This window comes from Tessaracoccus yangjingae, from assembly GCF_054483935.1.
This window is the reverse complement of sequence record NZ_CM137014.1, coordinates 2,022,987-2,041,651: the sequence shown is the minus strand read 5'-3', so window position 1 is coordinate 2,041,651 and position 18,665 is coordinate 2,022,987. Positions and strand designations below refer to the sequence as shown.

Annotated in this window: 22 protein-coding genes, 1 pseudogene and 1 other annotated feature; of the genes and pseudogenes, 20 read left to right on the top strand and 3 right to left on the bottom strand. The window is 65.3% G+C overall.

Going from position 1 to position 18,665, the window contains the following annotated elements; all coding sequences use genetic code 11:
* Positions 1–255: 255 nt before the first annotated feature.
* On the top strand, positions 256–1,482 hold the full coding sequence (locus tag ACX1D3_RS09010; RefSeq protein WP_068751158.1) for an IS256 family transposase: 1,227 nt from the start codon (positions 256–258) through the stop codon (positions 1,480–1,482).
* 56 nt (positions 1,483–1,538) lie between these two features.
* Here the strand turns inward: ACX1D3_RS09010 and ACX1D3_RS09005 are convergent, their stop codons facing one another.
* Both ACX1D3_RS09005 and ACX1D3_RS09000 read right to left on the bottom strand, forming a co-directional pair.
* A complete protein-coding gene (locus ACX1D3_RS09005; RefSeq protein WP_068751154.1) occupies positions 1,539–1,982 on the bottom strand; it encodes a hypothetical protein in 444 nt (147 codons plus the stop codon).
* 423 nt (positions 1,983–2,405) lie between these two features.
* Positions 2,406–3,431, bottom strand: a complete 1,026-nt coding sequence (locus ACX1D3_RS09000; protein WP_458993592.1) for an HAD-IIA family hydrolase — start codon at positions 3,429–3,431, stop codon at positions 2,406–2,408.
* A 107-nt stretch (positions 3,432–3,538) separates the two neighbouring features.
* On the opposite strand from ACX1D3_RS09000, the gene ACX1D3_RS08995 reads away from it, so the two are divergent.
* The 3 genes from ACX1D3_RS08995 to ACX1D3_RS08985 are packed head-to-tail and all read left to right on the top strand — an operon-like array spanning position 3,539 to position 5,761.
* Entirely contained in the window at positions 3,539–3,985 is a 447-nt protein-coding gene (locus ACX1D3_RS08995; protein ID WP_068751151.1) for an RpiB/LacA/LacB family sugar-phosphate isomerase, read from the top strand.
* Positions 3,982–4,833, top strand: coding sequence for a transketolase (locus ACX1D3_RS08990; protein ID WP_068751149.1), 852 nt, complete (start codon positions 3,982–3,984; stop codon positions 4,831–4,833). The genes ACX1D3_RS08995 and ACX1D3_RS08990 overlap by 4 nt, the downstream gene beginning before the upstream one ends.
* Positions 4,823–5,761: a transketolase family protein gene (locus tag ACX1D3_RS08985; RefSeq protein ID WP_068751146.1), complete on the top strand. Its 939-nt coding sequence runs from the start codon at positions 4,823–4,825 to the stop codon at positions 5,759–5,761. Before ACX1D3_RS08990 ends, ACX1D3_RS08985 begins: the two co-directional genes overlap by 11 nt.
* Positions 5,762–5,805: 44 nt before the next feature.
* Here ACX1D3_RS08985 and ACX1D3_RS08980 read toward each other — a convergent pair whose 3' ends face one another.
* Positions 5,806–6,543, bottom strand: coding sequence for a GntR family transcriptional regulator (locus tag ACX1D3_RS08980; protein ID WP_068751144.1), 738 nt, complete (start codon positions 6,541–6,543; stop codon positions 5,806–5,808).
* 140 nt (positions 6,544–6,683) lie between these two features.
* Here ACX1D3_RS08980 and ACX1D3_RS08975 point away from each other — a divergent pair, with 140 nt between their 5' ends.
* From ACX1D3_RS08975 to ACX1D3_RS08900, 16 genes and pseudogenes are all read left to right on the top strand, one after another.
* Complete coding sequence (locus ACX1D3_RS08975) at positions 6,684–7,562, top strand: class II fructose-bisphosphate aldolase (RefSeq protein WP_068751143.1); 879 nt, start codon at positions 6,684–6,686, stop codon at positions 7,560–7,562.
* On the top strand, positions 7,559–8,332 hold the full coding sequence (locus ACX1D3_RS08970) for an HAD-IA family hydrolase (RefSeq protein WP_068751141.1): 774 nt from the start codon (positions 7,559–7,561) through the stop codon (positions 8,330–8,332). Before ACX1D3_RS08975 ends, ACX1D3_RS08970 begins: the two co-directional genes overlap by 4 nt.
* Positions 8,333–8,350: 18 nt before the next feature.
* Positions 8,351–8,992 (top strand): dihydroxyacetone kinase subunit DhaL, encoded by a 642-nt coding sequence (gene dhaL / locus ACX1D3_RS08965; RefSeq protein ID WP_068751139.1) that lies wholly within the window; start codon positions 8,351–8,353, stop codon positions 8,990–8,992.
* Positions 8,993–9,041: 49 nt separating this feature from the next.
* The gene (dhaK, locus tag ACX1D3_RS08960) at positions 9,042–10,037 is read left to right on the top strand and encodes a dihydroxyacetone kinase subunit DhaK (protein WP_068751136.1); all 996 of its coding nucleotides are present in this window, start codon (positions 9,042–9,044) and stop codon (positions 10,035–10,037) included.
* A gap of 393 nt (positions 10,038–10,430) precedes the next feature.
* Entirely contained in the window at positions 10,431–10,850 is a 420-nt protein-coding gene (locus tag ACX1D3_RS08955) for a GlcG/HbpS family heme-binding protein (RefSeq protein WP_068751134.1), read from the top strand.
* Positions 10,851–10,967: 117 nt separating this feature from the next.
* Positions 10,968–11,396: pseudogene (locus tag ACX1D3_RS08950) on the top strand (DDE-type integrase/transposase/recombinase); the annotation flags it as partial.
* Between the two features lie 77 nt (positions 11,397–11,473).
* Positions 11,474–11,731 (top strand): helix-turn-helix domain-containing protein, encoded by a 258-nt coding sequence (locus tag ACX1D3_RS08945; protein WP_458996513.1) that lies wholly within the window; start codon positions 11,474–11,476, stop codon positions 11,729–11,731.
* Positions 11,732–12,062: 331 nt separating this feature from the next.
* The gene (locus tag ACX1D3_RS08940; RefSeq protein WP_458993591.1) at positions 12,063–12,353 is read left to right on the top strand and encodes a hypothetical protein; all 291 of its coding nucleotides are present in this window, start codon (positions 12,063–12,065) and stop codon (positions 12,351–12,353) included.
* The gene (locus tag ACX1D3_RS08935; protein ID WP_458993590.1) at positions 12,316–12,639 is read left to right on the top strand and encodes a transposase; all 324 of its coding nucleotides are present in this window, start codon (positions 12,316–12,318) and stop codon (positions 12,637–12,639) included. The genes ACX1D3_RS08940 and ACX1D3_RS08935 overlap by 38 nt, the downstream gene beginning before the upstream one ends.
* Positions 12,597–12,725, top strand: a sequence feature (AL1L pseudoknot). (Overlaps the previous gene by 43 nt.)
* 60 nt (positions 12,726–12,785) lie before the next feature.
* Positions 12,786–12,965: an IS3 family transposase gene (locus ACX1D3_RS08930; RefSeq protein WP_458993589.1), complete on the top strand. Its 180-nt coding sequence runs from the start codon at positions 12,786–12,788 to the stop codon at positions 12,963–12,965.
* A 48-nt stretch (positions 12,966–13,013) separates the two neighbouring features.
* The gene (istA, locus tag ACX1D3_RS08925; RefSeq protein ID WP_458993588.1) at positions 13,014–14,264 is read left to right on the top strand and encodes an IS21 family transposase; all 1,251 of its coding nucleotides are present in this window, start codon (positions 13,014–13,016) and stop codon (positions 14,262–14,264) included.
* Positions 14,264–15,028: an IS21-like element helper ATPase IstB gene (istB, locus tag ACX1D3_RS08920; protein ID WP_458993587.1), complete on the top strand. Its 765-nt coding sequence runs from the start codon at positions 14,264–14,266 to the stop codon at positions 15,026–15,028. The genes istA and istB overlap by 1 nt, the downstream gene beginning before the upstream one ends.
* A gap of 79 nt (positions 15,029–15,107) precedes the next feature.
* Positions 15,108–15,776, top strand: a complete 669-nt coding sequence (locus tag ACX1D3_RS08915) for an IS3 family transposase (RefSeq protein WP_458993586.1) — start codon at positions 15,108–15,110, stop codon at positions 15,774–15,776.
* Positions 15,677–17,908, top strand: a complete 2,232-nt coding sequence (locus tag ACX1D3_RS08910; RefSeq protein ID WP_458996512.1) for a heavy metal translocating P-type ATPase — start codon at positions 15,677–15,679, stop codon at positions 17,906–17,908. The genes ACX1D3_RS08915 and ACX1D3_RS08910 overlap by 100 nt, the downstream gene beginning before the upstream one ends.
* A 28-nt stretch (positions 17,909–17,936) precedes the next feature.
* Complete coding sequence (locus ACX1D3_RS08905) at positions 17,937–18,218, top strand: metal-sensitive transcriptional regulator (RefSeq protein WP_077341932.1); 282 nt, start codon at positions 17,937–17,939, stop codon at positions 18,216–18,218.
* Between the two features lie 94 nt (positions 18,219–18,312).
* Positions 18,313–18,567 (top strand): hypothetical protein, encoded by a 255-nt coding sequence (locus ACX1D3_RS08900; protein ID WP_078919655.1) that lies wholly within the window; start codon positions 18,313–18,315, stop codon positions 18,565–18,567.
* Positions 18,568–18,665: the final 98 nt, after the last annotated feature.

Below are 18,665 nucleotides of genomic sequence, written 5' to 3'. Positions count from 1 at the left end.
ACCGCGGGGCCTCACTGCCCAGTCTCAACCGGTCGCCTCAAGCAACGAGCAGGACCCGGACAAGGTTTGGTCAAGATCCCAGTCCACGTGCCCGGACCCACACGGTAAGGCCGGATCTTGACCGAAGCCTGACCACCGTGTGAGTCCCGTGGAGTGGTGGGGTTTCAGGGAGGGCGTGTCCTGAGCTGATGGAGGGGGCCATCGGCGTGATCCTCGGTTGTAGCGCCAACTACCACCGTGAAGGAGTTCACACCGATGGCCCTGTCCCAGTCTGCCGTGTCCGAACTGCTCGAGGCGTTCCGCGCCGGCGACGGCGTCGATCTGGTGCGCGAGTCCGTGCGGCTCGTGCTCCAGGAACTGATCGAAGCCGAAGCCGCAGAGGTGATCGGCGCCGCCCGCTACGAACGGTCCCCCGACCGTGTCACCGAACGCAACGGTTCCCGACCGCGGACCCTGCTGACCAAAGGCGGCGACGTGGAGGTGTCGATTCCGAAGCTGCGGAAGGGATCGTTCTTCCCCTCCGTGCTCGAGCCTCGGCGCCGGATCGATCAGGCCCTGTATGCCGTGGTGATGGAAGCCTGGGTCGGTGGGGTGTCGACCCGCAACGTCGACGCGCTGGTCGAAGCGCTGGGCGGATCGGGGATCTCGAAGTCGGAGGTATCGAGGATCTGCGGGCAACTCGACGAGGAGGTCGGCCGTTTCCGCACCCGACGACTCGACGCCATCGAGTACCCCTACGTGTTTCTCGACGCGACGTACCTCCACGTCCGCAGCAACCATCTGGTCACCTCCAAAGCGGTCGTGGTCGCGACCGCTGTCGCCGGCGATGGGCGCCGGGAGATCCTCGGCCTTGACGTCGGGGACAGTGAGGACGAAGTGTTCTGGCGCGGGTTCCTCACCTCGTTGAAGGGCCGCGGCCTGCACGGGGTCCGGCTGGTCATCTCTGATCAGCACGCTGGCCTGACCGCGGCGATCGTGCGCTGTTTCCAGGGCGCGGCCCATCAACGCTGCCGGGTCCACTTCGCCCGCAACCTCCTCGCCCTGGTCCCGAAATCCCAGATGGACATGGTCGCAGCCGTGTTCCGCACGATCTTTGCTCAACCCGACCCCGACACCGTGAGCAGCACCTGGGACTCGGTCCGCGACCAGCTCGCCGACCGGATCGTCAAGATCGGACCCCTGATGGATACGGCCAAGACCGAGGTCTTGGCCTTCGCCGGGTTCCCGCGGGCGCATTGGAGCAAGATCTGGTCGACCAACCCCCTGGAAAGGTTGAACAAGGAGATCAAACGCCGCGCCCGCGTGGTGGGGATCTTTCCCAACGAGGCCTCCGTGATCCGCCTGGTGGGGATGATCCTCGCTGACACCAACGACGAATGGATCACCGACGAACGCCGCTACCTCTCCGAAGGATCCATGGCGCTACTGCTCCCCGCCCGCGATAATGAACCCATCGCCGCCATCACCGGCGGCGACGCGTGAGCAACCGGGGAACACCCCGAAAGCCCACCACCCAGCGGGGCGCAATCCAGATCAGATCAATGCTCAGAGACGACCTTCGTCTTCCGGGTGGCGAAGTATGCGTTTTCCCGGCGGTGCCAGAGGATCGCCGTCGCGGCACTCGCAGCCATCAAAATCGGCGCGAAGAGCGCGGCCGGTCCAAGTGTTCCGTAGATCGCGTAGCCGATGAGCGGCACCACAGCGGCTGCGATCAAGCATCCGATGGCGATCCACGACGGCGAACCCCTTCGGAGCCCAGGCAACAGCAGGATGACTCCTGCTACCCCCGCAATCAGCGACAACGGGGCGTCAAAGCGCGCATACCCCAGCAAAAGCGGGTCGAACCAAGAATGCCGAGTCATGGGCATCTCAACACCCAGTGACGGGTCGACGAGCCAGCGCATCTCCAGGGTCGGCAGCAACATCACCACGACGCCCCCCACAGCAAAGACCACGGCGACGGCGCCCAACCAACGCTTCATTGCCCGATCATCGCAGGGCCGATGTTGGCAAGGGTCGGAACCCAATCAAGTAGACTCGAGCTCGGCGCGGCATGTCCCAGCAAGCCCTTCGAGGTCGAGCTTCACTGTGTCACCCGGGGGTGACCGGGAAACACGCGAAACCGACTTCGAAAGCCACTCGAAGAACTCTTTGAAGTTGAGCCCACGGAGCCGGAGCGGCGGCCGGTTCGGGCTGAACCTTGCCAGCACACTCATGTCGGCATCAGCGCCGACAACTCAGCGATGGAATCGTTCTTCGCGTTGCTGGAGCTGCGATTCGTCTGAGCCGAGCCCCCGAGTGTACATCGACGTCAGCCCTCCGGCGAGGTGGGTGGACGTTGTCTTACTGCGGACCTTCGCAGAGTAGGAGGATGGCATCTCCTAGCAAGCGACGCGCTGACGCCGTCAACGAAGGGCCGCGATGATGGCGTCGTGGAGCTCGGTGTCGAGCTCAAGACTGTCGAAGGTTGCGGCATGCTCCCAGATGAGAGCGGCCGTGGCTCGGATTACATTCATGGGCTCCTCCCCCGGGGCGACAAGGCGGACCCGACGCCCGTCGGCGGCAACTACTGCATCAGCGGCGGCCGACTTGAGGAACTTGCCGTTGCGCGTGAGACGGATCGGGGGGTACGGCAAGGTGAGATCACGAAGGTCGCGCAAGATGAAGTCGGGTCTTGCATCGGGGTGCGCGGCGAAGGCATCTTGAGGCTGACTGATGCCAGTGAAGACGAGGGCGCTACTCATCCCGGATCGGTTTGCGCCTCTGATGTCTGTGTCGACCTGGTCGCCGATGAATAGCCATCGGGAGCCGGGGAATCGTTCGCGCGCGGCGTCGAAGATCGCCTCTTCGGGCTTTCCGGCCACGAGCGGTTCGCGGTTGACGACAGCGCGTACGGCTGCGACGATCGCACCATTGCCGGGGGCCAGGCCGCGCTCGAGTGGAAGTGCGGTGTCGAGGTTCGTCGCAACCCACGGAATCCCGGAGGCCAGAGCGTAAGCAGCTTCGGCGAGGTCATTCCAGCTCACGTGTGGTGAGAAACCTTGCACGACCGCATCGGGATGCTCATCCGCCGTGCGGACAAGTCGGTATCCCGCCCCTTGGAGCACCGTCGTCAGCCCCGGACCACCGACGACCAGCAGAGACGTTCCAGGCTCGACGACCCTTGAGAGGAGCAGCAGTGTCGCCTGCGGTGAGGTGACGACATCATCTGCGTCGACGTCGAGTCCCATTGTCGTCAGCTGTTCCGCGACGTCCGCTGCCAGCCGAGAGGCGTTGTTCGTCAGGAACCCCACCGTCTTCGTCTCTCGAGCCGCGTTCAAAGCGGTGACGGCGTGCGGTATGGGTGCTGCGCCGCGGTAGACGACTCCGTCGAGGTCGGAGAGGATGACGTCCGCGCTGTCAAGAGGGGTGGGGTGGGCGTCTCTGGCCATGCTGTCTCCCAGGTCGATGGGTGGACTACAGTCCGGTCTTCCATTCTACGCCGATTCGGTCTATGATCAGCTAGACAGGGCTATACAGGTATAGATAGGAGTCCCGTATGTTGATTGGCATTGGCTGCGACCCGAATGCAGCCACCCTCAAGGATGCCGTCGCTGATTACCTTCGCGAGCTCGGCCACGAGGTTCGTGATTTCGGCTCCGACGACCCCCTGTACCCGAAGACAGCCATAGCGGTGGCGGAAAGCGTCGCGGCGAAGGAGGTCGAGCGTGGTGTCGTGATGTGCGGCACCGGCATCGGCGTCTCCATCTCTGCGAATAAGGTTCCCGGGGCGTACTGCGCACTGCTCACGGACGCGTACCAAGCCGAGCGTGCTCAGCTGAGCAACGACGCCAACATGGTCGCATTCGGAGCTCAGGTCACCGGCGTCGAGTCGATCAAGCGACTCGTTCGCGAATACCTCTCGGTGTCGTACGGGGAGAACGAGCGGAGCGCTCCGAAGCTCGCCGCTCTGTACGACTACGAAACCGAGAACACTCGCGTATGAATACCGTCCCGCTGCAGATCGAGGCGGAACTCGCACGCCTGAACGTCCTGCGGATGGTGCGGGCAGGCGGTTCTGGCCACCTTGGAGGAGCACTCTCGTGCATCGACATCGTGACCGCGCTGTACTTCGCGACCATGCGCGTCAACCCGCAAGCCCCGAAGGACCCGAACCGCGACCGGTTCCTGCTGTCCGCGGGCCATAAAGCAATGGCGCAGTACGCCGTCCTCGGCCGGCGCGGCTACTTCGAGGAGACGCTGTACGACACCTACGGCTCCGTCGGCAGCAAACTCGGCGGTCACCCTGACCTTCACAAGCTTCCGGGGATTGAAGCGAACACGGGCGCCCTGGGTCACGGGCTGTCGATTGCCGCAGGGATGGCACTTGGCCTTCGCGCAGCGGGCAACGGAGGACGGGTTTTCACCGTCCTTGGGGATGGTGAGCTCCCCGAAGGGGCGAACTGGGAAGGCGCGTCCATTGCGGCCCACCACCGACTCGACAACCTCGTCGCTTTCGTCGATGTCAACGATCTGCAGATCTCCGGGCCGACCGCTGAGGTCATGAACATGGAGCCGATTGCCGACAAGTTCGCAGCGTTCGGGTGGAACACCGTCACCATCGACGGGAACGATATCGATGCCGTCCTCGGCGCCGTCAGCACCGCGGACGGTGAAAAGGGCCGGCCTACTGTCGTCGTTGCTCGCACGACGAAGGCGAAGGGCATCAGCTTCCTGGAAGGGACCCTTGCCTCGCACTACTGGAAGCCGACGGTCGAGGAACTCGACCGAGCCGAACGTGAAGTGCACGCCCGCATCGACAACCTGCGCGAATGGAACGACCATGGCTGCTGAGACGCCTACTCTTATCGATCCGCGAAAGACCTTCGGGCAAGCAGTGACCGACCTCGCTGCGAGCGATGACCGTGTCGTCGTCCTCTCCGCCGACAGCGGGCTGTCGTCGGGATTCGGCTCATTTCGCGAGCGCTACCCCGACCGCTACTACGAGTTCGGCATTCAGGAACACGGAACAACGGGCGTCGCGGCAGGTCTCGCAACAACCGGGAAAATCCCCGTCTTCGCAGCCATCGCAGCGTTTGTCACCAACCGGAACTACGAAGCATTCCGTAACGACATCGCGTACATGGGTCAGAACGTCAAGATCGTCGGTCGCAACGGAGGGATCACTTACTCCGACCTCGGGCCCACACACTACTCCCTCGAAGACTATGCAATCATCCGCATGCTTCCCGGGGTCGTCGTCCTCTCACCCCAGGACCCCGGAGAGATCCGGGAGGCAGCGAAGGCGATGATTGAGCACGACGGGCCCGTGTACATGCGCATCGGGGGCCCATCGATCCCCGATCTGTTCCCGCAGGCACCGTTCACCATCGGGGAAGGGCGGATGATTCGGGAAGGGTCTCGCGCAACGGTCGTCACGACGGGGACCATCACCCCGGAGGTCGTGGTCGCGGTGCAACGGCTCGCGGACGACGGCGTCGATGTGGAGCTCATCGGGATGCCAACTGTCGAACCTGTTGACGCGGCGCTTATCCGCGCGTCCGCTCATCGCACCGGACGCGTCATCACCGTCGAGGAGCACTACACCCGCGGCGGTCTCTCCGCGGCCGTTGGCGAGGCTCTGGCATCCTCGGGAATTCCCGTGCACGCCATCGGGTTGCCGCATGAGCACATCGTCACCGGTACGTACTCAGGTCTGCTTGCCCGATACGCGCTTGACGCCGCGGGACTGTACGAGCGCATTCGGCTGCTCGTCCGCTAGGCGGACCCGCTGTGGTGGGCCCCGAGTTATCCACCACGGCGGGTTCACTCACGCTTGTAATCGAACTTCAGCCGCACCGCATCGCCGCGGAAGACGATGGTCGAGTACTCAAAGGCCGTCCCTGCCGGGTTCGTGATGACATCCGTCAACAGCAGTGCCGGGTCGCCCTTGCGCAGCTCCAGCAGCTTGGCGTCGGTTCCGTCCACGGCGATGACTTCCAGATCTTCGGAGACACTCTTCATCGACAGATTGAATTTGTCTTCGAGAACCACGCACAGCTGCTCGTTGACGACATCCAGCTGATCCAGTCCCGGCGCGAGGCTCGCTGGCACGAAGGAGCGGTGGACGCTCAGAGGCTTCCCGTCTACCGTCCGCAGTCGCATGATGGCGATGACCTCGGCGCCCTCCGGCAGATTCAGGTGCTCACGCACTCTCGTCGGCGCGGGAGCGCGCTCCGTAGAAATCAACGTCGTCACGATGTCGTACCCGAGCACTTCGAGCTGCTCACGGATTCCTTTGTATGCAGGAGAGACCGCGTTGATCTTTTGCGGGGCGACGAACGTGCCCTTGCCAGGGACGCGGATGAGCAGACCCTCACCCGCCAGCTTGTTGAGCACACCACGAATCGTCATGCGGCTCAGGCTGTACTCCCGGTTCAGCTCGTTCTCCGACGGGATGCGCTGCTCGGGTGCCCACTCACCACTGGCGATCTTCGCGTGAAAGATGTCCTCGAGCTGCTGATAGATCGGTGTCGCTGAGTCGCGCTCAATCACGTCGGTCATCCTTACGCCTCCAGAATTTTCCACATGATCTTACCAAGTAGGTCTTGTATAGAGTTGTATAGCCATGTACTCTGGGTCCAGACGGACCGGAACGAAGGATGTTCTGGCCCGAGCTCGACACAAGGAAGTGAGATCGGACTATGGCCGTATCAACTCGTCGTCTCACGACGGGAGCTCGGAAGCACGGATACGCGGTTCCCGCCGTGAACGTCTTCGACGAGATCAGCATGCGCGCGGTCATCGCCGCAGCCGAGGAGAAGGACTCGCCTCTGATTGTCCAGGTCTCGACAAAGACTGTTCGCACCTCGGGGACCGCTTTCATCACGAGCCTTTTCCAGGCGCTCACGCGGCACACATCCGTGCCGGTCGCGCTCCACTTGGATCACTGCCCGGACCGTTCTGTCCTCTCTGACGTCATTGCCGCCGGGTGGTCATCGGTTCTCTTCGATGCTTCTGACCGTGATCTTGCTGATGCAGAGCGTGAGACGACGGAAGTCGTCAAGGAGGCTCACGCAGCGGGCGTCGACGTCGAATCCGAGATCGAGAACATCCTCGGGGTCGAAGACGGAGTCGGCAGCGACGAAGCCCACCACGCGTATAGCGTCGACCAGCTCGCAGCCATCGCGGAGCGCACCGGTGCTGACCTGCTCGCCCCGCAGTTGGGCACGAGCCACGGCCTGTTCACGTCCAAGCCGACCCTTCTCCCTGAGCGCGCCCGCGAACTCGCGCACCTCACGGACAAGGGAATTGTTCTTCACGGGGGAACCGGCCTTGAGCCCGCCGACTTCCGCGCCTTCATCAACAATGGCGTCTCCAAGATCAACATCTCCACAGCCGTCAAGCACGCGTACATGCAGGCATCGGCGGAGCATCTCGATTGGGCACGCGCCAACAACCATTGGGATCCGCCGAAGTTGATGACTGCCATCGGTGATGCTGTCACCAGCGTCATCGGTGACCACATCGAGTGGTTCGGCTCCGATGGCATGGCAGCCAAGGCGAAGGCCGTCAAGCCGTGACTCGCGCCCTGATCTTCGACTGCGACGGAGTGCTCGCAGACACCGAGCGCTATGGTCACCTGCCCGCCTTCAACGACACCTTCGCGCATTTCAACCTTCCCGTGCACTGGTCCGAGGAGGACTATGCCGAGAAGGTACGAATCGGCGGCGGCAAGGAGCGTCTCGCCTCGCTTCTCACCAGCGACTTCATTGCGTCGGCGAACTTGCCCACCGACGAAGCTGCACAGATCGAGCTCGTCAAGCGGTGGCACCGCTTCAAGACGGACCGCTATACAGCGAAGGTTCGAGCTGGTGAGATGCCCGGGCGGCCCGGAATCGCCCGAATCGTCGCTGCTGCACACGACGCAGGATGGCTGCTCGCTGTCGCATCCACGTCCGCCGAAGAATCGGTGCGCGCCGTGCTGGAGCATGCGGTCGGTGCAGAGTCCGCCTCCTGGTTCCGTATCTACGCGGGAGACGTGGTCCCGGCGAAGAAGCCGGCACCGGACATCTACCTGCTCGCTCTGCGGGACCTCGGTGTCGACGCGGCGGACGCTGTGGTCGTCGAAGACAGCCAGAACGGGCTGCGGGCCGCCGCCGCGGCCGGCATCACCACGGTCGTGACGGTGTCCAGTTACACCGCCGACGAGGACTTCACCGAGGCGGCACTGGTCGTTGACAGCCTGGGTGACCAGCCGCAGACGCCAGCGCGCTTCCTTTCCAACCCGCGTGGCGTCGAGGAGACCGGTCAGGTCACCCTCGACACCCTCACTGCCCTCACCATCCGATAACCCAACCCGAGGATCATCATGAGCAGCACCTTCAGCCAGGCGGGCGTCGCCCGCGTCGAGAGCGTCATCAAGCTCATCGCACAGACGTGCGTCGACAATGAGAAGTACTTCAGCGACCTGGATGCCGTTGTCGGCGACGGCGACTTCGGATACTCGCTCGCTCGCGGATTCGAGAACGTCATCGCCGAATGGGACGAGTACGACCGGTCGGATCTCAGCACCTTCATCCAGAAGGTTGCGACTACGATGTCCGGCCGTATCGGTGGCTCGTCCGGCCCGATCTGGGGCACGGCGTTCCTTCGCGCCGCTATCTCCGTGAAAGACAAGAACGACATCAGCCAGGCCGATGTGGTCGCGATGCTTCGCTCGGCCGTCGAGGGCATCATGAAGCGCGGCGGCGCCTCCCTCGGAGACAAGACGCTGCTGGACGCTCTGGTCCCGCTCACCGATGCCATCGAGGCGGACCTCGATAAGGGTCTGGACGGCAAGGCTGTCGCTCAGCACGCAGCCGAGGTCGCACGCGCCGCCGCCGAAGAGACCGCGAAGCTCGAGGCACATCGTGGCCGCGCGTCCTACACCGGTGAGCGCAGCATCGGCTCCCCCGACCCGGGCGCCATCGCGATGGCAGTGCTCGCCGAGCGCGTCGCCGAGACCTGGTAACGACTCACCCTCCCTCCACCCCCATCCCACACAAGGAAGTGAGAACACAATGAAGAAGTTCATCAACGACCCGAAGGCGTTCGTTCCGGAGATGCTGAAGGGTCTGGCCCTGGCGAACCCTGACACGCTCACGTACGACCCGAAGTACAACCTCATCGTCCGCGCCGATGCGCCCAACAACGACAAGGTCTCCATCATCCAGGGCTCCGGCTCTGGCCACGAGCCCGCACACGTGATGATTGTCGGCAAGGGCATGCTGGACGCCGCCTGCCCCGGTGACGTGTTCGCCGCCCCGCCCACCGATTTCGTCGTCGAGGCCGCACGCCGCGTCAAGAGCGACAAGGGTGTGCTGCTGCTGGTGAACAACTACACCGGCGACAAGATGGCATTCGAAATGGCAGAAGAGCTCGCTGCCGCAGAGGGCATCAAGGTGCGCACCCTCTTCATCGACGACGACGTCGCGGTGAAGGACTCGCTGTATACCATCGGTCGCCGCGGCGTCGCTGGCAACTTCTTCGTCATCAAGGCCGTCGGCGCTGCCGCTGAGGCCGGCAAGGATCTCGACGAGATCGTCCGGATCGGCGAGAAGGTCAACGCCGTCACCCGCACCATGGGCGTGGCGCTCACCGCCTGCACCCCGCCCGCCAAGGGCGAGCCGCTGTTCGAGATCGGCGACGACGAGATCGAAGTCGGCATCGGTATCCACGGTGAGCCCGGCCGTGCACGTCAGAAGTGGGTCCCGGCGAACGAGATCGTCGACCTGCTTCTGGAGCCCATCGTGAGCGACATCCCCTACAGCAGCGGCGATGACGTCGCGCTGATGGTGAACGGTCTCGGTGGCACGCCCATCAGCGAGCTGTACCTTCTGTACGGCATCGCACACGAGAAGCTCGCGGCCCAAGGAATTACCCCAACCCGTAGCTATGTCGGCGAATACTGCACCTCGCTGGACATGGCGGGCGCGTCCATCACGCTTGTCAAGCTTGACGACGAGATCCGCGAACTTCTCGAGGCTCCCGCGGAGATCCCGATCCGCACCTTCTAAGGAGCCCCCCGCTGTGCGGCGCAGGTCACGCTGCGCCGCACAGTCTCACACTGAGCAATCCCCGGGTGGGCCGCGGTTGGCCCTCGACTGTCCACCCGGCGCCGCTCGCACGCACACCATCCCTTGTACCACGCTCAATCCGAGCCCGCGGTTTGACCTCCGCGGACACAGACGTCCGCGGATGGGTGCCCGTGGCCGGCCCGCTCATCGGAGGCGCGCTCGCCACCGGGTTGTCCATCGCACTGCTTCCTGTCATCTGACGGGAACCCCTAGCCCTCGGTCGGTCCACTGTCTTTCAAGTCATGATCGGGACCGTCCGAGGCTCCACCCCAGTCGTCGCTCATGCGACGCCTAACACCCGCAACACCTGACCTTCAATGAAGAGGAGACACCATGTCGAACCCCAAGATTCAGGACACCATCACCCTTGAGGACGCACTCCGCGTCATCGATGCCGCCATCGCGCGCGCTGAGGAGATCGGACAGCCCCAGGACATCGCCGTCGTGGACGCCGGAGGCAACCTCAAGGCACACGTGCGGATGGATACTGCGAACATCGGCAGCATCCACATCGCTATCAATAAGGCGTATACGTCCATTGCCTTCCAGACCCAGACCAAAGACCTCACGGGAGCAACACGCCCGACCGGCGACCTGTACGGTCTCAACGATGCTCACGGCGGCCGCATCGTCGTGTTCCCCGGAGGCATTCCGCTCGTCCGCGACGGTGTCATCGTCGGTGCCATCGGAGTGTCCACCGGCAGTATCGAAGAGGACCAGACAGTAGCCGAGGCCGGAGCCGCCGCACTCTGACCTAGGGCGTGTCTGACAATGTCTTGACCCAGGCGATGACGGCGTTGAGGACGACGGCCGCGCGGCAGACGATGGCGTGTTTGTCGTGAAGCGCCCTGAGAAGGCCGCAGCAGTGGAGACCTGACCGCCCGGTTGATGCGCTCTGCGGGGATCGAGGGCGTGAGGGGTTCGAAGCGGATCAAGACGACGAGGCCGGACCCGGCGTCGGCGCGGCACCCTGATCTGGTGAAGCGGGAGTTCACCGCGACCGCACCGAACCGGCTCTGGGTCACCGACCTGACATTCGTGACGACCTGGACCGGGCGTCGCCTACGTGTGCTTCATCATCGACGCGTTCAGCAGGATGATCGCGGGGTGGCGGGTCGCATCGCACATACGCACCGAGATGGTCCTCAACGCGATCGAGATGGCCCGCTGGTCCCGCGGCGCCCGGCACGAGAATCCGCGGTGTTGCATCGACCGGTTGAACTCGCCCAATTCACCTCGATTCGCTACGGCGAACCCCTCGCAGACATCGGCGCCACGCCCTCGATCGGAACCGTCGGCTGTCGACGACGGTTGAAAACTGAACACTTTCGACGGTGAAAAGTGGACACTCCCACGACGATCGGAGAGTGATCACTATGGAGGATTGGGCCTTGATCAGGAGGCTTGCCGCGGAGGGTGTGCCGAACGCGCGGATCGCGGCGAGGTTGGGGATCTCGAGGACGACGGTGGTCAAGGCGGTCGCCTCCGATGCGCCACCGCGCTATGTGAGGACCCCGACCGGGACCTCGTTCGCGGTGTTCGAGCCCAGGGTGAAGACGCTGCTGGCCGGGTGTCCGGAGATGCCGGCATCGGTGATCGCGGAAAGGGTCGGCTGGACGGGATCGGAGTCGTAGTTCCGGGAGAACGTGGCCCGGCTACGACCGGAGCAGCGGCGCCCGGATCCGGCTGACCGGCTCGTCTGGGACGCCGGGGACGCGGCGCAGTGTGATCTGTGGTTCCCGCCTGCGAGGATCCCTGTCGGGACCGGGACGGGCGTGTTGTTGCCGGTGTTGGTGATGACCGCGGCGTTCTCCCGTTCACGGTCGGCCGGATGATCCCGTCGAAGACGACCGAGGATCTGCTGCTGGGCATGTGGGCACTCCTGCAGGCGTTGGGCAGGGTTCCTCGCGGCTGATCTGGGATAACGAACGCGGTATCGGCCGCGGTGCCTCCAGGGCTGCGGGGGTGGAGTCGTTCATGGGGACCCTCGCGACGAGCCTGGTGCTGCTCAAGGCGAGGGATCCGGAGTCGAAGGGGATCGTGGAACGCCGCAACGGCTGGTTCGAGACGTCGTTCATGCCGGGCCGCGAGTTCAGGCCGCCGGCCGATTTCAACGAGCAGTTCACCGACTGGCTCGGTCAGGCCAACCAGAAGATCGTGCGGACTGAACCACCCCGGGTTTGGTGGAGGGTCTTGACCTCTACAGGAGAGTGGAGTCATGCCTGCACCAAGGAAGTACAACGACGAGTTGCGTGAGCGTGCGGTCCGCACTGTGCACGAGACGATCAAGGAGAACCCGGGGATCCCAGTCAAGCGGGCCTGCAACCAGGTGGGCGAGCAGTTGGGCATCCCAGGATCTACCTTGCGGAACTGGTTGCGTGCCCCTGGTCCCGTGCCCGGGTCGTCGACGACGGCGGCCGACCCGCATGAGAGGCTCGTGCAGCTGGAGAGGGAGAACCGGGAACTGCGCCGCGCGAACGCGATCCTGAGGTCGGCCTCGGCTTTCTTCGCGGCGGAGCTCGACCGCCCCTCACCACGCTGATCGACTACATCGACCAGCACAAGGACCGTTTCGGGGTCGAGCCGATCTGCACCGTCCTGACCCAGGCCGGCGCTCAGATCGCCCCGAGCACCTACTACGCGGCGAAGACGCGCCCGCCCTCGCAGCGGGCGCTGGCCGACGCAGCGTTGGATGAGCGCATCAAGGCGACCTACCAGTCGAACTACCAGGTCTACGGGGTGATGAAGATGTGGAAGGTCCTCAACCGCCAGGAGGTCCGAGACGAGCACGGCCAGCCCACGGGAGTGCGCTACCCACCGGTCGCGCGCTGCACCGTGGCGCGAATGTCGATGCCGAGTGAATACTGACCCCGTGGCGCCGAGTGAATTTTGACCCCTCTCCGTCAGAGTGAGGGAGTGATCAGTGTGGAGGATTGGGCCGAGATCCGACGGCTTCATAGGTCGGAGGGGTTGGCGATCAAGGCGATCGCGCGCCAGTTGGGGGTGGCAAGGAACACGGTGAGGTCGGCGTTGGCCTCGGACGTTCCGCCCAGGTATGAGCGGGAGTCGCCGGGGTCGTTGGTCGATGCCGTCGAGCCGCAGATCCGGGCGTTGTTGGCGGCGACGCCGCGGATGCCGGCGACGGTGATCGCGGAGCGGATCAGCTGGGAGCATTCGTCGTCGGTGCTGCGGGCGAGGGTGGCTGAGTTACGGCCGTTGTATCTGCCGGCGGACCCGGCGGATCGGACCCAGTATCGGGCCGGGGAGATCGTGCAGTGCGATCTGTGGTTCCCGCCGAGGGTCGTGCCGGTGGCTGACGGGGTGCTCGCGACGCCGCCGGTGTTGACGATGGTGGCCGCCTGGTCGGGGTTCATCGCCGCCCTGTTGCTGCCGACCCGTCAGACCGGGGACCTGCTGGCGGGCATGTGGCAGCTATTGGCGGGGAGCTTCGGGGCGGTCCCGCGGATGCTGGTGTGGGACAACGAGGCAGGGATCGGGCAGCACCGACGCCTCACGGTGCCCGCGAGGGGCTTCGCCGGAACGTTGGGGACCAGGATCTATCAGACCAATCCCCGTGACCCGGAGGCGAAGGGGGTGGTGGAGCGGGCCAACGGGTTCCTGCAGACGTCGTTCATGCCGGGCCGCGAGTTCGTCTCCCCGGCCGACTTCAACACCCAACTCGCCGACTGGTTACCGCGCGCGAATCAGCGGCTGCTGCGCCGCACCGGCGCTAGACCAGCAGACATGCTGGCGTCGGAGGCGGCGGCGATGAGCAGCCTGCCGCCGGTGGCGCCGCTGGTCGGGTCGAGTAGCCGGGTCCGGCTGGGCCGTGACTACTACGTGCGGGTCGCGGGTAACGACTACTCGGTCGACCCCGCCGTGATCGGCCGGTTCGTCGACGTCGGCTGTGACATGGACACCGTCACCGTCACCTGCGCCGGCCAACCCGTGGCCTCTCATGCGCGGTGTTGGGACCAGCGGCGCACCCTCACCGACCCTGCCCACGTCGCGACCGCGAAGACGCTGCGGGCGGCGCACCAGAAGGCTGTCCGCGTCGATGCCCGCGGCGTGGGCGAAGACGTCGGACTGCGGCCGTTGAGCGTCTACGACGACCTGTTCGACCTGACCGGCATCGACCCGGCGAGCGCGTCCGGGGCGGTGGCCTGATGAGCCTCACCGCGAGCGACCTGACCGGCGAGATCGGGTTCCTGGCCCGGGAGCTGAAGACCCCGGTGATCGCTGAGACGTTCACCGACCTCGGTGACCGGGCCCGCGCCGAGGGCTGGTCCCACGAGGAGTACCTCGCCGCCGTCCTCGGCCGCCAGGTCGCCTCCCGCACCGCCAACGGCACCCGGCTGCGGATCTCGGCCGCTCACCTTCCAGCCGTCAAGACCGTCGAGGACTTCGTCTTCGACCACATCCCCGCCGCGTCCCGTGACCTGATCGCGCACCTGGCCACCTGCACGTTCATCCCGAAACGCGAGAACGTGGTCCTCCTCGGCCCACCCGGCACCGGGAAGACGCACCTGGCGATCGCGTTGGGCATCAAGGCCGCCGAAGCAGCCCATCCCGTGCTGTTCGACTCTGCCACCGGCTGGATCAACCGGCTCGCCGCCGCCCACGCCTCCGGCGCCCTCGAACGCGAGCTGCGCCGGCTGAAACGCTACCGCGCCTTGATCATCGACGAGGTCGGCTACCTGCCCTTCGACACCACCGCCGCGGCCCTGTTCTTCCAACTGATCGCCTCACGCTACGAGACCGGCACCGTCATCGTGACCTCAAACCTGCCCTTCAGCCGCTGGGGCGAAACCCTCGGCGACGACGTCGTCGCCGCCGCGACCATCGACCGCCTCGTCCACCACGCCCACGTCATCGGGCTCGACGGCGACTCCTACCGCACCCGCGGCCACCGTCGCCAACCAACCAAGTAGAACCAACAACAACCATGAGAGGGGTCAATTTTCGATCGGCAACAGGGGGTCAGTTTTCGTCCGGCGTTGACAGCGAAGGATGAAGGCGCTGGGCCTGACCGGCGCGATCGCCGGTGACCACAAGCGACCCCGCACGACCCTGCCGGCGAAGGACGTACACCCTGCCGATCAACTCAACCGTGACTTCACCGCCCCAGCGCCGGACAACCGTTGGGTGGCCGACATCACCTACGTCCCTACCTGGGCCGGGTTCGTCTACGTGGCGTTCGTGATGGACCTGTTCTCCCGCAGGATCGTCGGATGGCGGGTCGCCGGCTCACTCCACACCGACCTGGCCCTCGACGCGCTTGAGCAGGCCATCTGGCAACGTCAGCGCGACGGGCGCGTGCTGACCGGTCTGGTCCACCACGCCGACCGCGGCGTTCAGTACCGAGCTATCCGCTACACCGAACGCCTTGAGGAACTCGGCATCGTCGCTTCCGTCGGATCCAAGGGCGACTCCTACGACAACGCCGCCGCCGAGGCGCTCAACAGGGTCTTCAAGACCGAACTGATCCGTCGCCAAGGCCCGTGGCGCACCCTCGAGCACGTCGAGCTCGAGGTCCTGAGATGGGTCGACTGGTACAACACGACCCGACCTCACACCTGGTGCGACTACCTCGCACCCGCCGCATACGAGCACGCCTACGATGCTGCCCAGAACCCTTCGACAGCGACTGCCGCCGAAGCACACACGACTCTCCACTGAACCCGGGGTGGTTCAGGTGGCGTGCCCTGTCGCACCGCACCGCAGACATGAACTCGCTGATCACGCTCGGCACCGTCGCGGCGTTCGGTTACAGCCTGGTGGTGACCTTCGCCCCCGGACTACTGCCTGAGGAGCTGCGGCAGGTGTACTTCGAAGCCGTCGGGGTGATCATCACGTTGATCCTGCTCGGCCGGCTCCTGGAAACCAAAGCCAAGGCCGGCACCGGTGAGGCGATCCGCAAACTGATCGGCCTGCAGCCCCGCACCGCCCGCGTCCTACGCGAAGATGTGGAGCTGGAGATCCCGGTCGAGGACGTCGTGGTCGGGGATGTGATCGTGATCCGCCCCGGGGAGAAGATGCCCGTTGACGGTGTGGTGATTCACGGATCCTCCGCGGTCGACGAGTCGATGGTGACCGGGGAGTCGATCCCTGCGGCCAAGACGGTCGGTGACACCATCATCGGCGCAACCATCAACGCCACCGGGGCACTGCGCTATGTCGCCACCAAGGTCGGCTCCGATACCTTGCTCGCCCAGATCATCAAACTGGTCCGTGAGGCCCAGGGCTCGAAGGCCCCCATCCAACGGCTGGTGGACAAGGTCTCGAGCTACTTCGTCCCGGTCGTGATCATCATCGCGGTGTGGACGCTGGCGATCTGGCTGCTGGTGGGTCCCCCGCCGGTGTTCGTGTTTGCGCTCGTCGCCGCCGTCTCGGTCCTGATCATCGCCTGCCCCTGCGCCTTGGGGCTCGCGACCCCGATGTCGATCACCGTGGGCACCGGCAAGGGAGCCGAACACGGCATCCTGATCCGCTCCGCTGAAGCGCTGGAAACCGCGCACAAGCTTGACGCGATCATCCTCGACAAGACCGGCACCATCACCAAGGGTGTACCGACCCTCACCGACGTCGCCACCGTGGCAGCGTTCGATGAGAACCAGCTCCTCGGCTGGGTCGCCGCTATCGAGAACAGCTCCGAGCACCCCCTGGCGGCGGCGATCGTGACCGGCGCCACCGACCGCGGTCTCACCCTGGGCGAGGTCACTGACTTCGACTCGGTCACCGGGCAAGGCGTCCGCGGCCACGTCGACGGCCACGACGTCCTGGTCGGCAACCGGCGACTTCTCGACGAAAATGGCATCAGTACCGACACGCTGCAGCCGCTGCATGACGCGCTCGCAGCAGGGGGCAAGACGCCGATGCTGGTGGCCGTCGACGGGCTCCCCGCGGGAATCGTGGCGGTCGCCGACACCATCAAGGACGGCTCCCCGGCCGCGGTCGCGGCCCTCCAGGCACGCGGCATCGAGGTCATCATGATGACTGGCGACAACCGGGCAACCGCCGCCGCGATCGCCTCCCAGGTCGGGATCCGTCGCGTGGTCGCCGAAGTGATGCCCGCCCACAAGGCCGCCGAGGTCCGACGCCTCCAGGACGAAGGCAAAATCGTCGGAATGGTCGGCGACGGCATCAACGACGCCCCCGCCCTCGCGCAGGCAGACGTCGGCTCCGCGATCGGCACCGGCACCGACGTGGCCATCGAATCCTCCGACATCACCCTGATCTCCGGCGCCCTGTCAGGGGTGGTCACCGCCGTTGACCTGTCGCGGGCCACTATGCGCAACATCAAACAGAACCTGGTGTTCGCGTTCCTGTACAACACCCTCGGCATCCCCATCGCCGCAGGTTTGCTCTACCCCGTCTTCGGGATCCTGCTCAGCCCCATCGTCGCCGCCGCAGCCATGGCCCTGTCCTCACTGTCGGTGGTCACCAACGCCAACCGGCTCCGCCGCTGGGCACCACACCCCATCCACGAGTCCCCCACCACCGGCTCCCCCGTCACCCCCGTCGTCGAAATCGGCGGCGAGACCCCCACCACCCAGCACCACACCACAGGAAAGGACACCCCCATGTTCGGCAAGAAGACCACCGCCACCACCCACATCGATCCCGTCTGCGGAATGAAGGTCAAGCCCGCCACCGCGGCCGCCACCCGCACCCGCAGCGAGACCACGATCTACTTCTGCTCCACCCACTGCGCCGAAGCCTTCGACGCGGACCCCGCCCGCTACGGACACCCCCAGATCGCGGCCGAGCACCAACCCGAGGCTCACACCCCCGCACCGCACCACCACTAGCCGCCGAACCAGACCAGGTCCAGGACACATGACCGGCAACCCACAGCGTCCGGAACTCATCGGCCAACTCGCCGTGATCGAAGGCCATATCCGCGGCATCGCCCGCATGGTCTACCAGGACGCCAACTGCATCGAGATCCTCACGCAGACCTCAGCAGTCACCGGCTCGCTGCGCTCAGTCGCCCTGGACCTGGTCGACAACCACCTCCAGCACTGCCTCACCCAGGCCATCCACTCCCCAGACCCCGCCTACCGCGACGCCAAGGTCGCCGAGGCCTCCACAGCCATCGCCCGCCTCGTCCGCAGCTGAACCGTTCTTGATCAGAGGTTGACCGGCCGCGGATCGGATCTGAATCCGGACCCCGCACAGTGGAAGCAGCACCCGAACGAGAGGAACCCGGCTCATGAGCCTCCACAGCCAACACCGCCCCACCGACACCGGCCCCGACGCCCCACCCGCGGCCACCGGACCCGCCCAGCAGCACCAAAGCCATGGTGGCCACATGTGGCACATGCTCCTGATGTGCCTACCGTTGATCGGGTTCGGCCTGTGGTCGCTGTTCAGCGGAGGCGGCGCAGGCGCGCTGATCGGCGGCCTCCTCTGCGCAGGCATGATGCTGCTCATGCACGGCCGCCCCGGCGCCGGGCACCGCCACTGAAACTTGGCCGCCGCGGAGTGCCCGACCCACAGAAACCCAGCGAACGCCAAGGCAAGGGGGTACAAGTGACCAGACGGGCCGCTCCCCACGGCATCCAC